The organism is Aridibaculum aurantiacum (genome assembly GCF_017355875.1).
GTDB lineage: Bacteria > Bacteroidota > Bacteroidia > Chitinophagales > Chitinophagaceae > Segetibacter > Segetibacter aurantiacus.
On record NZ_JAFEWC010000001.1, the window covers coordinates 2,129,284 to 2,150,219 of the forward strand.

Annotated in this window: 19 protein-coding genes and 1 tRNA gene; 9 read left to right on the forward strand and 11 right to left on the reverse strand. The window is 41.4% G+C overall.

Annotated features, from left to right (window positions below):
- Positions 1 to 323: 323 nt before the first annotated feature.
- From J4N22_RS08865 to J4N22_RS08875, 3 genes are all read left to right on the forward strand, one after another.
- Positions 324 to 1,472 carry a pyridoxal phosphate-dependent aminotransferase gene (locus J4N22_RS08865; protein WP_242692103.1) on the forward strand — a complete coding sequence of 383 codons (1,149 nt, stop codon included), beginning with the start codon at positions 324 to 326 and terminating at the stop codon, positions 1,470 to 1,472.
- 261 nt (positions 1,473 to 1,733) lie between these two features.
- On the forward strand, positions 1,734 to 2,591 hold the full coding sequence (locus J4N22_RS08870) for a pirin family protein (protein ID WP_207493566.1): 858 nt from the start codon (positions 1,734 to 1,736) through the stop codon (positions 2,589 to 2,591).
- 791 nt (positions 2,592 to 3,382) lie between these two features.
- Entirely contained in the window at positions 3,383 to 4,531 is a 1,149-nt protein-coding gene (locus J4N22_RS08875; protein ID WP_242692104.1) for an MFS transporter, read from the forward strand.
- Between the two features lie 374 nt (positions 4,532 to 4,905).
- Here the strand turns inward: J4N22_RS08875 and J4N22_RS08880 are convergent, their stop codons facing one another.
- A complete protein-coding gene (locus J4N22_RS08880; RefSeq protein WP_207493567.1) occupies positions 4,906 to 5,415 on the reverse strand; it encodes a hypothetical protein in 510 nt (169 codons plus the stop codon).
- A gap of 53 nt (positions 5,416 to 5,468) precedes the next feature.
- Here J4N22_RS08880 and J4N22_RS08885 point away from each other — a divergent pair, with 53 nt between their 5' ends.
- A complete protein-coding gene (locus tag J4N22_RS08885) occupies positions 5,469 to 6,215 on the forward strand; it encodes a hypothetical protein (protein WP_207493568.1) in 747 nt (248 codons plus the stop codon).
- 37 nt (positions 6,216 to 6,252) lie between these two features.
- On the opposite strand, the gene J4N22_RS08890 is transcribed toward J4N22_RS08885, so the two are convergent.
- Both J4N22_RS08890 and J4N22_RS08895 read right to left on the reverse strand, forming a co-directional pair.
- On the reverse strand, positions 6,253 to 6,639 hold the full coding sequence (locus J4N22_RS08890; RefSeq protein WP_207493569.1) for a hypothetical protein: 387 nt from the start codon (positions 6,637 to 6,639) through the stop codon (positions 6,253 to 6,255).
- Positions 6,640 to 6,658: 19 nt separating this feature from the next.
- Entirely contained in the window at positions 6,659 to 7,435 is a 777-nt protein-coding gene (locus J4N22_RS08895; protein ID WP_207493570.1) for a (Fe-S)-binding protein, read from the reverse strand.
- 347 nt (positions 7,436 to 7,782) lie between these two features.
- Here J4N22_RS08895 and J4N22_RS08900 point away from each other — a divergent pair, with 347 nt between their 5' ends.
- The 3 genes from J4N22_RS08900 to J4N22_RS08910 all read left to right on the forward strand — a co-directional run bounded on the left by J4N22_RS08900 (position 7,783) and on the right by J4N22_RS08910 (position 10,207).
- A complete protein-coding gene (locus tag J4N22_RS08900; RefSeq protein ID WP_207493571.1) occupies positions 7,783 to 8,316 on the forward strand; it encodes a YceI family protein in 534 nt (177 codons plus the stop codon).
- Between the two features lie 30 nt (positions 8,317 to 8,346).
- Complete coding sequence (locus tag J4N22_RS08905) at positions 8,347 to 8,994, forward strand: LysE family translocator (RefSeq protein ID WP_207493572.1); 648 nt, start codon at positions 8,347 to 8,349, stop codon at positions 8,992 to 8,994.
- Between the two features lie 118 nt (positions 8,995 to 9,112).
- Positions 9,113 to 10,207 carry a formimidoylglutamase gene (locus J4N22_RS08910; RefSeq protein WP_207493573.1) on the forward strand — a complete coding sequence of 365 codons (1,095 nt, stop codon included), beginning with the start codon at positions 9,113 to 9,115 and terminating at the stop codon, positions 10,205 to 10,207.
- Here the strand turns inward: J4N22_RS08910 and J4N22_RS08915 are convergent.
- From J4N22_RS08915 to hscB, 5 genes are all read right to left on the reverse strand, one after another.
- Positions 10,204 to 12,177, reverse strand: a complete 1,974-nt coding sequence (locus tag J4N22_RS08915) for an ABC-F family ATP-binding cassette domain-containing protein (RefSeq protein ID WP_207493576.1) — start codon at positions 12,175 to 12,177, stop codon at positions 10,204 to 10,206. The two genes, J4N22_RS08910 and J4N22_RS08915, sit on opposite strands and share 4 nt — an antisense overlap.
- Positions 12,178 to 12,587: 410 nt before the next feature.
- The gene (locus J4N22_RS20250; protein ID WP_425339412.1) at positions 12,588 to 12,830 is read right to left on the reverse strand and encodes a GIY-YIG nuclease family protein; all 243 of its coding nucleotides are present in this window, start codon (positions 12,828 to 12,830) and stop codon (positions 12,588 to 12,590) included.
- Positions 12,831 to 12,979: 149 nt separating this feature from the next.
- Positions 12,980 to 13,222, reverse strand: a complete 243-nt coding sequence (locus tag J4N22_RS20255) for a GIY-YIG nuclease family protein (protein WP_207493578.1) — start codon at positions 13,220 to 13,222, stop codon at positions 12,980 to 12,982.
- Positions 13,223 to 13,271: 49 nt separating this feature from the next.
- Positions 13,272 to 13,355 (reverse strand) — tRNA-Leu (locus tag J4N22_RS08930).
- A gap of 87 nt (positions 13,356 to 13,442) precedes the next feature.
- Positions 13,443 to 13,952: a Fe-S protein assembly co-chaperone HscB gene (gene hscB / locus J4N22_RS08935; RefSeq protein ID WP_207493579.1), complete on the reverse strand. Its 510-nt coding sequence runs from the start codon at positions 13,950 to 13,952 to the stop codon at positions 13,443 to 13,445.
- Positions 13,953 to 14,181: 229 nt separating this feature from the next.
- On the opposite strand from hscB, the gene J4N22_RS08940 reads away from it, so the two are divergent.
- A complete protein-coding gene (locus tag J4N22_RS08940) occupies positions 14,182 to 15,402 on the forward strand; it encodes an NAD(P)-dependent oxidoreductase (RefSeq protein WP_207493580.1) in 1,221 nt (406 codons plus the stop codon).
- 1 nt (position 15,403) lies between these two features.
- On the opposite strand, the gene J4N22_RS08945 is transcribed toward J4N22_RS08940, so the two are convergent.
- Both J4N22_RS08945 and J4N22_RS08950 read right to left on the reverse strand, forming a co-directional pair.
- The gene (locus J4N22_RS08945) at positions 15,404 to 16,096 is read right to left on the reverse strand and encodes a tRNA1(Val) (adenine(37)-N6)-methyltransferase (RefSeq protein WP_207493581.1); all 693 of its coding nucleotides are present in this window, start codon (positions 16,094 to 16,096) and stop codon (positions 15,404 to 15,406) included.
- 56 nt (positions 16,097 to 16,152) lie between these two features.
- On the reverse strand, positions 16,153 to 18,297 hold the full coding sequence (locus J4N22_RS08950; RefSeq protein WP_242692105.1) for a S9 family peptidase: 2,145 nt from the start codon (positions 18,295 to 18,297) through the stop codon (positions 16,153 to 16,155).
- Positions 18,298 to 18,426: 129 nt separating this feature from the next.
- Between J4N22_RS08950 and J4N22_RS08955 the strand changes: the two genes are divergently transcribed.
- On the forward strand, positions 18,427 to 19,992 hold the full coding sequence (locus tag J4N22_RS08955; RefSeq protein WP_207493582.1) for a M20/M25/M40 family metallo-hydrolase: 1,566 nt from the start codon (positions 18,427 to 18,429) through the stop codon (positions 19,990 to 19,992).
- 102 nt (positions 19,993 to 20,094) lie between these two features.
- On the opposite strand, the gene J4N22_RS08960 is transcribed toward J4N22_RS08955, so the two are convergent.
- Complete coding sequence (locus J4N22_RS08960; protein ID WP_207493583.1) at positions 20,095 to 20,784, reverse strand: DUF4197 domain-containing protein; 690 nt, start codon at positions 20,782 to 20,784, stop codon at positions 20,095 to 20,097.
- Positions 20,785 to 20,936 lie beyond the last annotated feature (152 nt).

The following is a 20,936-nucleotide window of genomic DNA, read 5'->3' on the forward strand; positions in this document are numbered from 1 at the left end:
TTTACCTGCTACTTGTATGCTACATATATAATATGTACTGCTGCTTTAAGTTTCACTTTTCAAAAAATTCAGGGGACTGTACTTAAAATAAACTTATAATTTTTTCACATGCTTTTTTACCGCCTTTTACCTAGGTATTTCAGTAAATGCGCCGGTAAAAGTTGGAGTAATGGTCTTATTCAATATTATATGTCATTCATATATGGGATGGCTGCAACATCTGCAAGTCAATGCTATTTCCCTACTTTTGTCGCTAACCTATATTGATTGCTATGCATTTATCATCGCTGCTAGAAAAGTTTAATGAACCTGCAACACTGCGAATGGCTAAACTAGGCCGTGAACTCAGGTCGCAAGGATTGGATATAGTAGATCTAAGTTTGGGAGAACCTGATTTTGATACGCCCGTACATATAAAAGAAGCAGCTATAAAAGCCATCAATGAAAATTGGAGTCACTATACACCGGTAGCTGGTTTCATGGATCTGCGCGAAGCAATCTGTACAAAATTCAAACGTGATAATAATCTTGACTACAAGCCGGAGAATGTAATGGTATCTACCGGTGCCAAACAAAGCATTGCAAACCTGGTGCTCGCCATGGTTGAAGCCGGTGATGAAGTAATTATTCCAACACCTTATTGGGTTACATATTCTGAAATAGTAAAGCTGGCAGGAGGGACTGTAAGTTTTGTAGCTACGAAGATGGCAAATGGGTATAAGATCACTCCAGCTGAACTGGAAGAAGCAATTACGCCAGCTACCAAGCTGTTCATGTTCTCTTCTCCGTGTAATCCTACAGGCGCTGTTTATAGTAAAGAAGAACTAAAAGCATTGGCTGATGTTTTTATGAAGTATCCTCATATATATATAATGAGTGATGAGATATATGAGTATATCAATTATGTAGGAGGGCACGAGAGTATAGCACAGTTTGATGAATTGAAAGAGCGTGTTATCATTATCAACGGGCTAAGCAAAGGCTTTGCAATGACAGGCTACAGGCTTGGATATATGGCAGGTGCTTCAGACATAATTAAAGCCTGCGAAAAATTGCAAGGGCAGTTTACCAGCGGTACAAATTCAGTAACACAACGTGCTGCCATAACTGCACTTACCAGCAGTTTGGATACTACCTGGGAAATGGTAAAACAATTCGAAATACGCAAGCATCGAACTATTGAATTACTTCAAGATATCCCAGGCTTTGAATGTGCTGAACCCGATGGTGCTTTTTATGTATTCCCCAAAGTGAGTTCATTGTTCGGAAAGACCATCAATGGTAACCTGATAAAAAATGCTGAGGACCTGAGCATGTTCCTGCTTACTTCTGCACACGTATCTACTGTTACTGGTTATGCTTTTGGTGAGAGCAACTGTATACGGTTGAGCTTTGCTAACAGCCTGGAGAAAATTGAGAAGGGGCTAGGCCGTATAAAAGAAGCTTTAGCTGGAGTAGCGGAGGCTGTTTGATGATGCAATGTTGACTTTCAATGTTGCTAAAGCTATTAGTTGTTCTACTTAAGTATAATTTACTTCTCTGGTAGCATTGATTCATCCAAACTATTCATCTTAGCAGTTGTTGGAGTTGTGCATCCTTTACCACTAGCCTTTCTTCAAATGAAAAAAAGTGATTTATCTTTTTGTTGTAAAACTGGTGATGCAGTAGCTAACTAATCAATGGAATTCTTCTGTTATTAATGTGAATAATCAAGACTTAAACTTGTTATTAAAATGAAAACCGTTAAAGCAAATTACAAAGCAGTATACGAGCCTATAGCCGACCTGGTTACTTATCGCGCTATGCCTACCGAACATGTACCTATGAACCACCTTGATCCTTTTATTTTTTTAAATCATCATGGTTGGCAGGAGTACAAACCAAATAACAATGGATTGCCTTTTGGCCCACATCCGCATCGTGGTTTTGAAACAGTAACCTTTATCATAGAAGGCGATCTTACACATAAGGATAGTAGTGGCGCCAGTAGTATTATAAAAGAAGGCGGCGTGCAATGGATGACCGCCGGTAGCGGATTGGTGCATGCAGAAATATCCTCGGATGAATTCAAACAAAAAGGCGGGCCTTTAGAAATATTACAGTTGTGGGTGAACTTACCTGCCGCACACAAGATGACCGCACCTAAATATACAGGCCTGCAGCAGAACGAAATTCCTGTAGCCACTGTGGATGATGGTAAAGTACGGGCACAGGTTATTTCCGGGGAGTTTGAAGGAACAAAAGGTGCTATAGAACCACTAACCGATATTCATCTTACACGTATAGATTTTTCTGAAGGCGGCAAACTAACCTTGAATATAGATGCTGGTAAAACTGTCTTCTTATATGTGGTACGTGGAGTAGTAAAAGTTAATGGTGAGCCTACAGAGAAGCATCACATTGTGGAGTTTAGCCATGATGGAAAGGTGATAGAGCTGAAAGCAACGGAAGATGCTATGATACTTTTTGGTCATGCTACTCCTTTTCATGAACCATTTGTGGCCTATGGTCCTTTTGTAATGAATACACAAGAAGAGATTATGCAGGCTTATGAAGATTACAACCAGGGGAAGTTTGGCGGCGGCATTTAATAACTGCAGCTACATTTCCTTCTAATATGAAATAAAAAGCTTGGAGCCTGTGCTTTGTCACAGGCTTCTTTTGTTAATATCAATCCATTAGTTTTAGTATTCACAGGAAGGGATTATGAATTGTTATTTCATTTTCATAGTCATACGGATCTTGATCATTAAACATGGATATAATAAATTCTGCAATAATTCTCTATTCTTGATATTATATATATTCTTGGCAGGGAGTTTGCACAACCTGCACATTGCGCAGGAAAATTATCAATCCTGACAAATATGCTATTGATCTTTTGACAATTAGCACAGGAGTTGCTGACATTGCGACACCCACACATGAAACTGCCGAGCGTTTGCCCTATGCCCGGTACCTGCACTAACAGGTAATCACCTCATCACTTTACGATTAAGTGATGAAGCCATACAAAGAACAGGAATTCTCCATCTCGTAACGAGCGCTTGCTTAATGATTAATTAATGAACAATAGTCATTGATAGAACACGATTTGTTTGCTAATGTGGATATGACTTTAATTGTTTAACTAAAAAAGGATCATTATGTACAGTATATATTCAGGCGTCTACAACTTGGAATGTTATCAATCTATCACTTTGCTTCCAATTAAGATCAAAGCCTTGAGAAGATTGTCGAAAATGAAGAGAAACAAAGGGAACCAATAGCTGTTCCTGTACTTCAAAATCAATTATTAACTACCATTTTCTTGCATGCATTAGCAGCGGGAATTATGGTAAGCATGTTATAGTTATACATGCTTAGAAACCATAAAATCATTATGATGGATATAGCACTTCCGTTGCCTATGCGTGCATACCGCATAGCCATTAGTGTTTACTTTTTCGTAGCCGGTTTAACTTTTTCTACCTGGGCAAGCCGCATTCCTGCTATACAGGTAAAGCTGCAATTGTCAGAAGCCGGGCTGGGTGCAATTTTATTTGCACTGCCGGCAGGGCTGTTAATCAGTCTGCCAATTTCAGGATGGCTTGTTTCAAAATTTAGCAGCAGAACAATACTTATAATAGCCGCTATACTTTACCCGATGTTGCTGGTGCCTTTAGGGATAGCTTCATCTGTTTGGCTTTTGGCTATAGGATTGTTCTTTTTTGGAGCCAGTTCTAACCTATTGAATATTGCCATGAATACACAGGCAGTAAGTATAGAGCGCATGTATGGCAGATCTATCATGGCTTCTTTTCATGGGCTTTGGAGCGTAGGTGGATTTGCCGGAGCAATCATCGGTACCCTTGCTGTTTCAGGCGGATTTTCTCCCTTGATTCACTTCTGTATAATTTGGGCTGTTACTGCCATGCTCGCAGTGGTTTCTTTTAAATATGCATTGCAAGAAGAACCAGGCGCAGGAAGTGATGCACCCATTTTTGCAAAGCCCGACAAGGCGCTGTGGATATTGGGATTGATAGCATTTTGCTGCCTAGTGTGCGAAGGCGCAATGGCAGATTGGAGCGGCGTGTATTTCCATAAAGTAGTGGAGTCGCCGGCGGCATATACCACCTTAGGTTATGTAGCTTTCACAGGTACAATGGCAACCGGCAGATTTGTAGGCGATGGATTGGCCAACAGGTTAGGAATAAAAACCTTGCTGACCATCAGTGGGATTATCACTACTGTTGGCTTGCTGATCGCGGTGATTTTCCCTCATATCATTTCTGCCACATTAGGCTTTTTACTGGTAGGTTTTGGTGTTTCATCAGTAGTTCCTATCGTTTATGGAATTGCAGGAAAATCAACTACCATGGCACCTAGTGTAGCACTGGCGGCTGTCTCTACTATAGGTTTCATGGGTTTCCTTATTGGACCTCCTTTGATTGGTTTCATTGCCGAGGCTTCTAATTTAAGAATTGCATTCACCGTAATTGCTGTACTAGCGCTGGGTACAGCCCTGCTAAGCAGGATTATTAAAAAATAAAATTCAAATTATCATGATCAACTATTCAAAAACACAAAGAAGAACTTCATTGCATCCGCCGGGGATGTATATCTCATGGCCAAAGAAGAATACAAGGCCTGAGAAAACAGACAAGAACGTCCTGAGGACTTATTGGTCGAAATGCAAGCATATGCTATTAGGCTACCCAGCAATGGGAAAGGGAAGTGCTTGGAACAAAAACGCAGATATTTTCTAAAATAGGATGTTCGGAGGTTGGATGCCGGATGCTGGATTTCGGATGTAAGATTTTAGATATTAGATTTGAAAAGATTAGATCAATTCTATCCTAATCTCCTAATCCGCCGCGTCCTAACTTCCAACCTCCAACTTCCAACTTCCAACACCTAATCCTACTATCCTTTAACTGCTATTCGCTTTGCCAGCCAGCTGTCCTTTACTTGTATCATCCATTTCTCCTCCAGTTCCTGTTTGGTTTGTACAAGGTTGTTGAAATAAATCGTGTTCGGCGTGATGAAATTATGTTCGAGCGCATAATTTAGTTGAGATAGGGGAATGATCTCTACTTTTTCCTTTATAACAAATGCAAGAGATTGCCTGTTGAACATGTCAACTTTAAAAAGTTCTTCAACTTGCTTAATTAATCTTACCGAACTGTCGGTGCTACAGCCAGAAACACCTGCTTGTGTTTCATCAGCAAGAATTACAATGAATTGACCAAAGAACAGGTTGGCATAACCTTTCACCTTGGCACCATGTGAATGCCATTTCTCCACAAACTCTTCCATCATTTGCTCTAATTCAAGTGCCTCTCCCATAGAAAACAACCTGCTGGATTGGTAGATCCATACGCGGCTGCCAGGATGAAAGTCTGCAGGTAATAAATGTTGGTACTGAAATTTCATATATCTGTAATAAGTAGAAGTAACAATGAGTAAAGGGTCAAAATTACTAGAATATGAATGAGAATGCGGCTTCGCAAGGAGGAAAGATTGCAGGAATAATGCTAATGCTTTGCGCATTCTTGCTGTTATCACTTGCTGTGGTTTTTCTTTCGTCGTACCCCGAAAGAAAGTGGTGGCTAGGCTTGTTCCTTCTGTTTAGCAGCATGTTAATGATCTGGGGCGGGCTGAATGGCCTGAAGAGTTACCGTGCTATGCGTTACAATCCAGCTATGGTTGCAGGTAATGAAGCGGTCTCTCAATCATCTGGAAATATCATCGCAAATTGGCAATACGCGCAGACTGAGTGGCAGGAGTTCATTCAACTTAAGACCACTGAAGCCCGCAACCATGCAAGTGTGGAGGCTTTAGTTTTATGGGGAACAATGATATTGATAGCTATATTATCTCCAGAAATAAAACTTACCACGGCATTGATAATAGGCGGTGTTGTCGCCTTCATCTATTGGATCGTGAGGTATACATTCAAACTCTCTGATTACGGGAAGAAAGACCCGGTTAGTAATGGTATTGTTATAACAAATGATGCCGTGCTCATCAATGGAAAATATCATCCCATCAATGCCAACAACTACAAGGTATTAGATGTACAAGTAGAGGTGAAAAATGATTTCTGGATGTTGAGTATTATTTACCGGAAACAGGTGATCCTTTTTAGCAGAAAGAAAAAGAGACAAGTGCCCATTCCTTCTGATAGGCAACATGAAGTAGAGCAGGTGAAAATTGCTTTATTGAAGCAGTGATTGGTTTATTCTGCATCGTAAGAACAACACTTTTATATTATTGTTTTCTAACGATATCTATCAGCTTCAGGTTGTCATGTTCCCACGAGTTCAGTTTGCCGTCGCGTAAGGCTTTTAACTGTTCGTGTGTGTAGCTAAATGGAAGCATTTCATCAAAGCTTCTTTGGAGGTAATCGATGCTGCCCCATGCTTTGAACTTACTGGGGACAAACACAAGCCCTTTTTCATGCGTCTCCATCACCTTCCAGTAATGCGTGTATTTACCTTCGTCATCTTCTTTTTCAATTTTGTATATGTCACCCACTTTTGGATTATCAAAAAACTTTGCAATAGACTGCTGCCTATCGTGGTGAACATAATACAAGTAGCCTGCAACAAACAGGGAAATGCCAATAAATAGGCGAAGGGCTCTTTTGTGAAACATGGCTTAAGGTATTGAAGTATTACATGGATGCTGCAACAATCTCTGCTACATCTAAAACGGCCACTTCATTTTCCTTTTCTTTATTTTTCACTCCATCAGTAAGCATTGTATTGCAGAAAGGACATGCTGCAGCAACTATATTGGCACCTGTATTTACGGCTTCTTCCGTACGCTCCAGGTTTACATAACGATCACCTGGTTCTTCCTCTTTAAACATTTGCGAGCCACCTGCACCACAACATAACCCTTTGCTGCGGCAGCGCTTCATTTCCACAAGGTCTGCATCCAGTGCTTCCAATACTTTTCGTGGCGCTTCGTAAATGTTGTTTGATCTGCCGAGGTAGCAGCTATCGTGGTAGGTTATCTTTTTACCTTTAAAGCTTCCGCCTTCTTTCAATTTGATCCTGCCTTCATCTATTAATTGTTGCAATAGCTGCGTATGATGGATCACTTCGTAATGACCACCCAATTCAGGATATTCATTTTTAAGTGTATTGAAACAATGCGGACATGCAGTAACGATCTTCTTAACCTCGTAACCGTTCAGCAATTGAATATTGTTGTAGGCCATCATCTGGAAAAGAAACTCGTTTCCTGACCTGCGTGCCGGATCACCTGTACATCCTTCTTCCTTACCAAGAATAGCGAACTTGATACCGACATTATGTAGAATGGTGGCGAATGCTTTGGTGATCTTTTGTGCACGTTGATCAAAACTGCCTGCACAACCAACCCAAAATAATATTTCAGGTGTCTCACCATTAGCCATCATTTCCGCCATTGTAGGTACATTCATATTGTCTGATGTTTTGCCAAATGTAGTAGAAATAGGTTTTTGTTTGGCTAGTGGTTTGGGATTGACTGGTAATTAGAGATTAGAGATTAGTGATTAGAGAGTAGTAATTAGTGATGGATGTTTAGACACTTGGATTTACTGAAGCTAAAAAACATTCACCATTGACTATTGACTACTCACATCTATGCTTGCCATTTGCCAATTGACTATTGACCATTCACAATTCACTACTCACTACTGCTACAAACTAACTCCTACAACCTAATGCCTAAAACCACCTGGGCAAATTTTTTGCATTGCTCTTACCGTCATTCTACACACATAGCTCAGCTAAACGATACAGATATATGAAAAGATGTTTTATACTTATGCTTACTGCTATTGCTCTGCAGGCACAAGCGCAGGTTTTGCGCATGACCGATGAAACAACAGAAGTAAAATATGTTGCTCGTCACCTGGGTGGCAGGCTGGAGGGAAATTTTAAAGGTGTACAGGGTAGTGCTCAATTTGATCCCAATGCATTGGCTAATTCATATCTGAAACTGAGTTTTGCCACAGGCACTGTAACCACCAATGCTAATTATGTAGGTCCTAACCTGATAAAGGAAGCTTGTTTTGACCCGGCGAAATATCCTACGCTGGAATTATTTTCTACTTCTATCAAAAAGCTGCAGGGACAGAACGAATACGAGTTTCATGGGCAGCTAAAAGTAAAAGGTAAAACACGCAACATAGCTTTTCCTATGACTGTAACGGCCAATGCAGGAGGCTATGATTTTGCATTTGCGTTTAAACTATTGAGGAAACATTTTGGTCTTGATTGTGGCGCTACAGGTAAGGATTTCAAGATATTCATTACCAGTTATGGCAAGCGCGTGTAGTTTTGCCAATTGTTCTCCATAATCAAGTGCATGATAGCATTCCTTCAAGTATTCTTTATTGGTATAGGTGTTAGTTTTCTTGGGCAACTTCCATTAGGAAATATGAATATGATAGCCACACAGCTAAGTGTGCAGGAGGGAGTGCGTGGTGCGTGGAAGTTTGGTTTGGGTATTGCCATAGTAGAGATCATTTACCTGCGTATAGCATTATCAGGAATGAATTGGGTGCTGCAGCATATGCTGCTATTTAATATTCTTACATGGGCTACTGTACTCTTCTTCCTTGTGTTGGGTGTGGTAACCATTGTAGCTGCCAGTAAACAGCAGAAAGAGGCAAAAGGTGTTCTTGTTCAAAATAAGATCAACCGTTTTTTCCTGGGAGCTTCGCTAAGTGCCATCAATCCAATACAAGTTCCATTTTGGTTTACATGGACAATCACCTTATTCAATAATGGCTTGCTTGCACCAAACTTTAGTAGCTACAACTGGTTTACTATTGGCGCTGGCCTTGGTACATTGGGCGGTATTGGTGTATACATTCATGGTGGAAAATGGGCTGTCAATAAAATGGGTGCTAAGAACCGTGGACTGAATTACATCATGGGAAGCATTTTCATTATAGCAGCACTTATTCAACTGTATAAAAACATACAATCGCCTTTCGGTGTTCCAGAATAAGCTGAATTGATAGCCCAAGAAAACTGTGCTTTCTTCTTTATAAATCTTGATTTTTATCAGCCGCTGCTGTTCTTCATTTTCTCTTATCTTCAGGTAAATATTCTAAATCTACTTGCATATGGATCATTTTCATTTTTATACAAAGCAGGATGTTCTGTCATTCACCAAGATCAGGCGATTTGAAACAAAACTAGGAGAGCGCATTCAAGTAATTTCCGATCCTGCTAATCTTGAGCAATCATTGAAGGAATCGAAAGCCACATTTGCCATAATTGGTATACCAGAAGATATTGGTGTAAAAGCTAACCAAGGCATTGGAGGCACTGATACTGCATGGACACCTTTCTTAAATGCATTTCTAAACATACAAAGCAACGACTTCATAGAAGGCAGTGACATCTTGTTGCTGGGCCATTTCGACTTTAGAGAAATTGCCAGGGTAATAGAACAGAATGCTTACGATCAGCAAGAGAAGGTAGATGCCTACAGGCATGCCGTGCGTACAGTGGATGATGCTGTAGAGCCAATGATTAAGCTGCTTACGCAATACAATAAGATACCCATTATAATTGGCGGAGGTCATAATAACTCATACCCGATCATTATGGGGGCTGCCAAGGGTTTGTACAAAATAGGAAAGGTGCCTTTGGCTTCTATCAACTGCATCAACCTGGATGCACATGCTGATTTCAGACCGTTGGAAGGCAGGCATAGCGGCAACGGATTTTCTTATGCAGAGGAAGATGGATTCCTGCAGAAATATTTTGTGGTTGGGCTTCACGAAAATTACCTGAATCAAAATATCTGGATGGACATCGTGAACAATCCTTTTATTGACTTCATCAGCTACGAAGACATCTTTATCCATGAGAAGTCTAACTTCTTACAGGCTGTAGCGCAGGCCACCAGTTTTACTGATGATACTTTTACAGGTATAGAAGTAGATATGGACAGTATAGAAAATGTGCTAAGTAGTGCTACCACACCGTGTGGTGTTTCTGCAAAACATGCCCGGCAGTTTGTTACCTATGCTGCCAGCGAGGCTAACTGTGCATACCTGCATATATGCGAAGGTGCAGCACGCTTACCTGACGGACGTACTAGTGATACAACAGGCAAACTGATTAGCTACCTTGTAAGTGATTTTGTAAAAGCGATGGAAGCAAGTGTAGACAGCCGCAGTCAATCGCAAACTATGAAAGCTGAAGCTTAACTAGCTTCAGCTTCCAGTTCTAATACTTTTTCAAAAAGCGCTTCATACTCCTGGTTTAGTTTATCCACGAGTTGTTGCGCTTTTTTAAAATCTGCTTCAACCGAAGCAAATTTTTGTTTGTCAGCATAATTTTCAGGTGCTGCCAGTGCTAGTGCAAGACGTTCTTTTTCGTTATTCGCTTTATTAATATCAGCCTCTAGTGTAGCTAATCTCTTTTGTTGCTTTTGCAGCTCTTTTTGCTTCTCCTTATTGATTGGTTGATTAGGCTTAGCTGGCTCTGGTTTCACTTCTGGTTCAGGCTTAGATGCTTTTGGAGCAGGAGCTGGTTTGTCTTCAATTTTTGCTTTGGCATTTTCCTGTTCCTTTTTTGCCATGCGCTCGTTCCATTCTACCCATTCCTGGTAAGTACCCTTAAACTCTTTGATCTTATGATCAACGATCTCCCAGATCTTATTGGCTGTTTTAGAAATAAAGAAACGGTCGTGGCTAACAAGGATGATGGAGCCTTCGTATTTGCGCAATGCCTCGGCCAATAATTCCACCGAGTGCATATCCAGGTGGTTCGTCGGTTCATCCAGCATCAGGAAGTTGGCTTTGCTGATAATGGTTTTTGCCAGTGCCACACGTGCTTTCTCACCACCACTCAGTACCCGGATCTTTTTATCTACATCATCACCTCCAAACAGGAAGCAACCCAGTAGAGCTCTAAGCTCAGGTTCAGTTTTTTTACTGCCTGCGTCTTTCAATTCATCCAATAAAGTATTGTTGATGTTTAGCGCTTCCAGCTGGTGCTGTGCATAAAAACTCTCTTCTACATTGTGTCCCCAAATCCTTTCTCCTTCAAAATTTTCAACGCCGGCAACAATACGAAGTAGGGTAGACTTACCCTTACCATTGGCACCGATGAGCGCTATCTTATCTCCACGATCTATTTCGGCTACCGCATCTTCCAATATCACATTCTCACCAAATTTTTTATCAATATGCTTCAGCGAAACAAGCACTTTACCAGGTGTTTTATCTACCTGGAAGTTGATGCGGATATCAGGCCTTTCTATTTGTACGTCTTCTATCACATCCAGTTTATCCAATCTTTTCTGAACACTCTGCGCCTGTGCAGCCTTACTGGCTTTGGCCTTGAAGCGTTCAATGAAACGTTCCTGCTGGCGTATATAATCCTGCTGGTTTTCAAAAGCACGCTGCTGCATATCAATCCTTATCATCTTTTCCTTCTCGTAAAAGTCGTAGTTGCCGGTATAAATGTGCAGTTGCTTTTGGTAAACCTCTACGATCTTATTTACCATCCTGTTCAGGAAAAATTTATCGTGGCTCACAATCACAACGCTGCCCTTGTAGCTAAGCAGGTATTTTTCCAGCCACTCTATCGACGGAAGGTCAAGGTGGTTGGTAGGTTCATCGAGCAGGAGTACGTCCGGTGCCTGCAGGATCATCTTGGCAAGCAGTACCCGCATTCTCCAACCTCCACTAAATTCTTTGTAGGGCCTGCTAAGGTCTTCGTTGCTAAAGCCAAGTCCATGCAGAACTTCTTCGGCTTTATAATGAACATTGTAACCATCCAGCACGTCCATTTCATGCAATGCATCGGTATAGCGGTGTAATAGTTCTTCATCTTCATAATTCACTTCCAGTTCTTTCCCCAGGTGCTCAATATCTTTTTCCAACTGCATCACACGTTCAAAGGCGCCTAATGCCACACCTGTTATGGTATCGTTTGTATCAAACGAAAGCAGGTCCTGGTGAAGATAACCGATGGTGGTTTCACGACTTTTCTCTACCGTTCCGGCCGATGGTTGGTATTCACCCACTAACACCTTTAGCAGGGTAGATTTACCAGTTCCGTTGTAGCCAATAAGGCCAACGCGGTCGCCAGGATGAATATGCCAGGTAGCATCACTCACAATTACTCTTGCACCAAATTCGAAAGTCACATTTTGAAGACCTAATAACATATCAGGAAAAAATTATAAGTTTTATTGGTGGAGAAGGGATGGCTGTTAAATGCTCATTTAAACCATTCATAGCTGGTTGTCATACAGTTTTGTAATCTACCAGTGTTTCAAGCTTCTTCTCCGGCGGGCAAATGTAAAGCAATGAGATTGGATGGCAATTTCTGAATGATGCGAGTGGATACTGGATGATAGAAGCGGATGCTGGATAATGTTCTTTCCTGGAAGAACTCAGTTCACCTCCTTGTCATTCCATATTGGAGCAACTAGAATAAAATAAAAAAGGAGCAATTTTCATTGCTCCTTCAACCTGTGCCCGGGACCTGCCTACCGCAGGCAGGTCGGAATAGAACCGATACACCCGTGAAGGCGGCAGACCTGCCTGCCGGCAGGCAGGTTTTGAGTCTGTTGCGTCATTTGTCGAGTAAAGACTTTAGAAACTCTTTTCCTGAGCCTGATTTTAGATAAATCTCTCGGCTTCTTGATTCGGGGCGCGTTGGAAGTTCTTCGAAATGTAAAATGATAAAGGGAGCGTAAGGCTTTGTTGTTTTGTTCTGACCGGATTGATGTTGGTGAAATCGTCGTTCAAGATTTTCTGTTAATCCGACGTAGATGTAAGATCTATGAATGCTCTTTATTGCATACACGTAAAACATGTAGTAAATAAAATAAAAAAGGAGCAATATTCATTGCTCCTTTAACCTGTGCCCGGGACCTGCCTACCGCAGGCAGGTCGGAATCGAACCGATACACCCGTGAAGGCGGCAGACCTGCCTGCCGGCAGGCAGGTTTTGAGTCTGCTGCCTCACTTGTTGAGTAAAGACTTTAGGAACTCTTTTCCGGAGCCTGATTTTAGATAGATTTCTCTGCTTCTTGCTTCGGGGCGCGTTGGAAGTTCTTCAAAATGTAAAATGATGAAGGGAGCGTAAGGCTTTGTTGTTCTGTTCTGACCAGATTGATGTTGGTGAAATCGTCGTTCAAAATTATCCGTTAAACCAACGTAGATGTATGATCTATGAATGCTCTTTATTGCATACACGTAAAACATGTAGTAAATAAAATAAAAAAGGAGCAATTTTCATTGCTCCTTTAACCTGTGCCCGGGATCGGAATCGAACCGATACACCCGTGAAGGCGGCAGATTTTGAGTCTGCTGCGTCTACCAATTCCGCCACCCGGGCTGCTCGAGTAAGTATGAATTTCAGAAGCTGTTACCCTGCCTGAAACTTTCTACCTGCTCCTTTCAAAGAGGGTGCAATATTAAGGCTTCAGCGCATAGTAGCCAAAATCCTGTCAAGGTATTTTTTCTTGAAGTAATATTCTTTTACCGGCTGTAGCTCTTCAATAGTGGTGGTTTCATCATTATAGCTTGCAATTATATCTTTTACAGGTACGTAAATCTCTTCCTGGAGATTAGCTATTGCCTGCTTCATTTTTTCCAAATCTTCAGCATTACTTTCCATCTGTGCTTCCTGCAGTTGTTCATTCAGTTCCATCACCTCCATCAAAAAGTCAGGTGGCAACTGGTACTTTTCTTCTTCTTCCAGCAGTCCTTTTTGCATTAGTACATACTTTATTGTTTCATCCTGGTTTTGCAAGGTTTTATAAGCCTGGTTTAACATAGAAGAGATCTCTAATGCCTCTGCTTGTTCCATTTGGTTTTCCTGCGTAAAAAAATCAGGGTGATACTTGCGGCTTAAAACATAAAACTTCTGCTTCAAAAGCTGCTTATCTGGCTGAAGTGAAACGGGTATTTCGAAAAGTTGGAAGTAGTTCATTTTGTTTGATGTTGGTTGATCAGTGATCAGAAATTAGTGGTCAGTGAACAAAAGATTTGTTGATAAGTAATACTTGCAATAGATGTTCAGATTTCAGATCTCACAGCTGACACCTCACACCTCACTTCTCACAGCTGATTGCTCATAGCTCAAAGCTGGTTGCTCAAAGCTGACAGCTGACATCTACTTGCTGCTCCTTTCTTACCTTCGGCACAAAGTTACTAACCGAATGCTTGTTATAGGATTAATCAAAGAAGGTAAAATACCTGAAGACAAAAGAGTGGCACTTACACCTGCGCAATGCAGGATGCTGCAATCAAAAGTTGCCGGATTAAAAGTTATTGTACAACCTTGTAAAAACAGGTGCTTTTCAGATGATGAATACAGGAAAGCAGGAGTGGAGGTGAATGAAGATGTTTCATCATGTAATCTTTTACTTGGTATAAAAGAGGTGCCGGTACAACAACTGGTTCCGGGCAAACGCTACATGTTTTTTTCGCATACTAAAAAAATGCAACCACACAACCAGGCGCTGATGAATGCCATGGTTGATAAAAAGATCACGCTTATAGATTATGAATGCCTGGAACATGCCGACGGTCAAAGGATCATTGGCTTTGGTTTCTTTGCTGGCATTGTTGGTGCTCATAACGGAATATATGCTTACGGCAACCGTACAGGTGCTTTTAGTTTATGCCGTGTAGGAGAATGTAAAACCTACAAGCACTTGTTGAATAAATACTTCGGATTAAAGCTTCCAAACGTGAAGATCGCTGTAACGGGAAGTGGCCGTGTAGCTAGCGGTATCCTTGAGATCATGAACCTGTTGGGAGTTATAGAGGTTGAAAAAGAAGATTTTCTCTCACGCGATTTTGAATATCCTGCATATGTGCAATTGAAAGGGCCCGACCTTTACGAGCACAAAGTAACTCGCAAGTACAATCGCGATGATTTTCATAATAATCCCAGGAACTACCGCTGTACGTTCAGGCAGTTTTTACCGCATACTGACATCCTGATGAATGGAATTTATTGGGATAAGAATGTACCGCGCTTGTTTGAATGGAGCGATATGTTACTTCCTGATTTTCGCATTCAAACCATAGCCGACATAACTGATGATAAGGAAGGAAGTGTGCCTTGTAACCTTGGAGATTCAACCATAGAGTTTCCGGTTTACGGCGTTGATCCTATCAGCAGGCAAATGGTAGATCCTTACCAAAAGGATTGTGTAGATGTGATGGCTGTAGGCAATTTGCCAAATGAACTACCACGCGATGCAAGCAGGTATTTTGGGCAACAATTGATAAAGTATGTATTGGAAGATGTCTTACAAGGAACATCGCCTGTGTTGGAGCGTGCTACCATACTCAAGGAAGGAAAGTTGACGCCGCAATATGATTACCTGCATGATTACGCTTATGCACCTCAAGCTAACATCAGCCGTTGATCTACAGGTAGAGATAATAATCACGTAGCAACTGAGTAAATGTTTCGCTGTAGTTTCCCTCTTGTTTAATGATGATCTCTTCGTGATGCACATCAGTAGGAGAAAGCGTATATAGAAGCATGCTGCGTAAAGGAGCATGCTTTTTCGTTTGCTTAACCGAGACGTTTTTCTCACAAAAAAATCCAGCAGCACTTGCCATATCATTAAACTCTTTACATCGATGATAAGGTAACAATACTGCAAATTGTCCTGAAGGTTTCAGCAACTTTTTTACAACACTTACCAGCTCTTGCAACGATAAGGCAGCACTGTGAAGTGCTAGGTTCCTTCCTTCATCATTGCTCTTTAAATCATTGTCGAAAAAAGGAGGATTACTTATGACCAGGTCATACTGTTGCTGGGTCTCTTCACTAAATAGCTGGATACTATTATTGTGAACATAGACCTGCTTTGCAAATGGTGATGCAGCGATATTTTCAGCAGCTTGTTCTGCTGCCAAATCATTTACCTCCACTGCATCTATGTGTGCATTGGTTTTTTGTGCAAGCATCAGGCTCAGTAAACCAGTGCCAGTACCAATGTCGAGAATAAGTGGGAGGTTTGAAGTGGGAAGTACGTGAGAGGCAGCAGGTGATGCTACTATTTCATTAGCAACAAAAGCACCGAAAAGGCATGCATCGGTGCATACCTTCATGGCGCTTTTGTTTTGATGTATTGTAAACTGCTTGAACCTGAAGTAGTCGTTCGGCATTATTCAGTTATTCCTTCCAGTGCCAGTAAAAATGCATAATTGAGTGCTACGTCTTTCAGGTAATCAAACCTTCCTGACGCACCACCATGTCCAAACTTCATATTCGTTTGAAAAAGTAGCACGTTATTATCTGTTTTATATTCCCTCAGTTTAGCCACCCATTTAGCTGGTTCAAAATATTGCACCTGGCTATCATGCAGGCCTGTCGTTACCAGCATGTTTGGATACTTCTTCTTCTCTACATTTTCATATGGAGAATAACTCTTCATGTAGGCATATGCTTCTGCATTCTTAGGATTACCCCACTCATCAAATTCGTTGGTAGTAAGCGGAATGCTTTCATCCAGCATAGTGTTTACTACATCTACAAATGGCACCTGCGCTATCAGGCCATTCCATAGATCCGGAGCCATATTGGCAACAGCACCCATCAGCAATCCACCTGCACTACCGCCTTGTGCGTATAAATGTTCTTTACTTGTATACTTCTGTTCTACCAAGAATTTTCCACAGTCAATAAAGTCATTGAACGTGTTTATCTTCTTCATCATTTTGCCGTCTTCATACCACTGTCTTCCCATTTCCTGGCCTCCACGAATGTGTGCAATGGCAAAGGCAAAACCCCTGTTCAACAATGAAAGTCTTGCACTATTAAATGCAGCATCAGTACTTATGCCATAAGATCCATAAGCATAAAGCAGTACAGGCTGACTACCATCTTTCTTGAATCCTTTTTTATATACAATGGACATTGGAATACGTGTGCCATCCTTTGCAGTAGCATACAATCTTTCAGTCACATATTCCGATGCATCATAACCACCCAATACTTCCTGCTGCTTCATAAGCTGCTTGGTCTTGTTCACCAGGTTGTAATCGTACACTGATGCAGGTGTGGTAAGCGAGCTATAATTATAGCGAAGGGTAGTTGTTTTGTATTCAGGATTACCGGCTACATTAGCTGTATAAGCTGGTTCTCCAAAATCAAGATAATGTTCCTGGTCTCCTGCAAGTTTTCTCACACGCAGTTGTACAAGCCCATTTTTTCTTTCGCTTACTACAATGAAGTCTTTAAATTCTTCTACACCAGAAAGCAATACATCAGTACGATGCGGAATCACTTCTTTCCAGTTTTCACGGCCAGGCTTGTTAAGTGGTGCTTCCATCAACCTGAAGTTGGTCGCGTTCCAGTTGGTAAGAATGAGAAACTTATCATCCAGCGGCGATACCTCGTATAATACATCTTTCATGCGTGGCTGAAATACCTTGAAATCACTGGTTGGCTTTGATGCATCGATGAATCTTGTTTCAGAAGAAAGTGTACCACCTGAATAGATCGTAATGAACTTGCCATTTTTCGACCTTCCTACACCTATGTAGTTCGTGTTGTCTTTCTCGTCGTAAACCACTTTATCCTGGTCTTCAGTTGTACCTAGTAAGTGACGCTTTATCTTTTCAGATAATAAAGTAATAGGATTATTTGATGTATAAAAGATGGTCTTGTTATCACTTGCCCAGGCAATATTTCCATTGGTAGAATGAATAACATCTTTATACAGCCTGCCCGTCGCCAGGTCTTTGATGCGTATTACATACTGCCTGCGCGAAACGGTATCTATCCCAAACGCCAGCAGTTTATTATCAGGGCTTACCTGGAAACCTGTAACTGAATAATAAGGATGACCTTCTGCCATTGCATCTACATCTAACAGTACTTCTTCTTTGGCAGAAAGGCTGCCTTTTTTGCGGCAGTACTTAAAGTATTGTTTTCCTTCTTCTGTGCGAGTGTAGTAGTAATAGCCATTCTTCAAAACAGGAACAGATTCATCTTTCTCCTTTATACGCGCCTTCATTTCATTGAATAACTTTTCCTGCAGCGGCTCGGTGCTTTTCATCATAGCCTTTAGGTAGTTATTCTCTGCTTCCAGGTATGCAATCGTATTGGTGCTGTCGGGGCCTTTTTTAAAGTAGTCAATCATCCAGTAGTAGTTGTCCACCACGCTTTCACCGTGAAGCGTCCGGGTGTATGGCTTTTTTTCTGCCACCGGCGGCTTTACTTTAGGCCATTCCATTTTTTGTGCGTTCATATGCGTTTGTACAAGTGATAGTGCAACCACTGCAGTTGCTACCAGTTTTTTATTCATAGGTAAATTTTCAGAAGCAGTAAATATAAGCCGCTGCTCAATGTGTGCAGCTATCAATCAAAGTAAATGGTAAAGAGCACATTTAAAAAAGCATCTTCTTAACTTCATTTTATAATCAACAGGTACATTATGAGAAACAAAGGTTTTGTTGTTATTACAACGGTTTGTGTTTCGTTGCAGTTTTTGTGTTCCAATTCATTTGCACAAACTACAGATGCTGTAGTGAATAGGATTGTAAAAGAAGCAACTGACAATTCCCAATTAGAAAGATTGGCTTATGAACTGGTAGACTCCATCGGCCCAAGGCTGGTAGGTACACCTAAGATGAAACAAGCCAACGACTGGGCGGTAGAAAAATATAAGAACTGGGGCATAACTGCTCGCAATGAAAAATGGGGCGAATGGCGCGGATGGGACAGGGGTATTACCCATATAGACATGGTGCATCCAAGAGTAAGAACACTGGAAGGAATGATGCTTGCCTGGAGCCCCGGAACAAATGGTAAAACAGTAACCGCTGAGGCTGTTGTGTTTCCAGACCTTGATGATTCACTTGCTTATGCCCGTTGGCTGCCAACTGTAAAGGGAAAGTTTGTGCTGGTATCGCAGCTTCAATCTACTGGCAGACCAGATTATAATTGGGAAGAGTTTGCTACCAAAGAATCATTTGAAAAAATGAAGAAGGAACGTACAGAGCAAACCGCAGCATGGAGCAACCGTTTGAGAAAAGCGGGTTATACTGCACGTACATTGCCAACAGCATTGGAAAATGCAGGTGCAGTGGGTATCATCTCTTCGTATTGGTCACGTGGTTTTGGTGTAAATAAAATCTTCAGTGCCTATACCAAAAAAGTTCCTACGGTAGATATTTCATTAGAAGATTATGGCACGCTGTACAGGCTTGCTGAAAATGGAGCTAAACCAAGAATAAGCCTTCGCGCTGATGCGAAAGAATTAGGTGTAGTACCAACTTTTAATACAATAGCTGAAATAAGAGGAACGGAAAAGCCTGATGAATATGTTATCCTATCTGCGCATTTCGATTCATGGGATGGTGCAACAGGAGCAACTGATAATGGAACAGGTACATTGGTAATGATGGAAGCCATGCGGATCTTAAAGCAGGTGTATCCTAATCCAAAACGTACCATACTGGTAGGACATTGGGGTAGCGAAGAGCAAGGGCTGAATGGTTCGCGTGCCTTTGTTGCCGATCACCCGGAGATAGTAAATAATACGCAGGCAGTATTCAACCAGGATAATGGTACAGGAAGAGTAGCAGATATTTCTGGACAGGGTTTCCTGCACGCATACGATTTTGTAAGCAGGTGGCTGGCCCCGGTTCCTGATACCATCAAGCAACACATCAAGACAAATTTCCCCGGCAGTCCTGGCGGGGGAGGATCAGATCATGCATCATTTGTAGCTGCAGGTGTGCCTGCCTTTATGCTTAGCTCGTTAAGCTGGAGTTATGGCAATTACACGTGGCATACCAACAGGGATACATATGATAAGATCGTTTTTGATGATGTAAGAAGCAATGCTATTCTTACTGCTATACTTGCTTACATGGCAAGCGAAGATCCAAACAAAGCGCAGCGTGATAGAGTTATTCTGCCTACCAATCGTCGCACGGGTCAGCAGCTGCAATGGCCTGCTGTAAGACAGCCAACGCGTAAGGGTGGAATGGATTAAGGTTCATATACTTTATAAAGAAGCCGCAACACAGGTATGTTGCGGCTTCTTCAATTATAGTTATGGATAAATGTTTGGATGACCTAAATGATCAACCAGCGTTTATTGTTGGTTCCAATCCCTTGAGAAAACTCGTTGTAATAAAGGTGTAGTACGAGCAGCGGCCTGCTGGCGAACTGCAATTTCTCTTTCCGCAATCTTTCTAAACATCGCTTCACTTACAGCACCTGCCATTAAAGTAGGTAGATCTACATTCAGCCTGTTGCCTAAAAGTGATTGAGCAGGTTTGATAAGATCATTCCATTGATCAACCAGTTTGTATTCGTTTAGCGCAGCTTCCATTACAGGACGAAGTGAGCGGCGAAGACTGTCACCAGCTGCAGAGCGTAAATAATCCGTAGCAGACGATCCGCCATTTTTTACAATACGCATAGCATCATTAAAACTCATATTGTTGATGCTGGATACAAAAATAGGAACAGAGGCTGTAGCTGATTTTTCAGCAGCTGTACTTAAGGTAGTAGAAAAACGATCGATCTCCGATGTAAGGCCAAGCTGGTTGATGGTATTCAACGTTTTCGAAACCTGCCCTGGAAACAGTGTGGTGAGAATGGTTTCTTTACTGAAAGCTCCTGAAGTGAAATTGTCACGAGCTCCTATTTCCAGCATTTGCCTAATAGCAGAAGCAGCATCTGCTTCAGTTAAAAAATACCTTCCTAAGCGTGTACTGCTACACGAGTACATAAGCGGGATGATTAGAATAACGAGTAGGGGTAGAATGATTTTTTTCATAGTCATTGTTTTAATTGAGTTGTTTGCTTTGCTCCAAGAAAAAAACCTGCCAGAGAGTCTATGGCCTTTGTTAAAAGAACATTGGCAGCAATATGTTCCAGGAGTAAATCTCAATAAAGACTACGTAAGCCCATCATGGTTTAGAAGTGCCT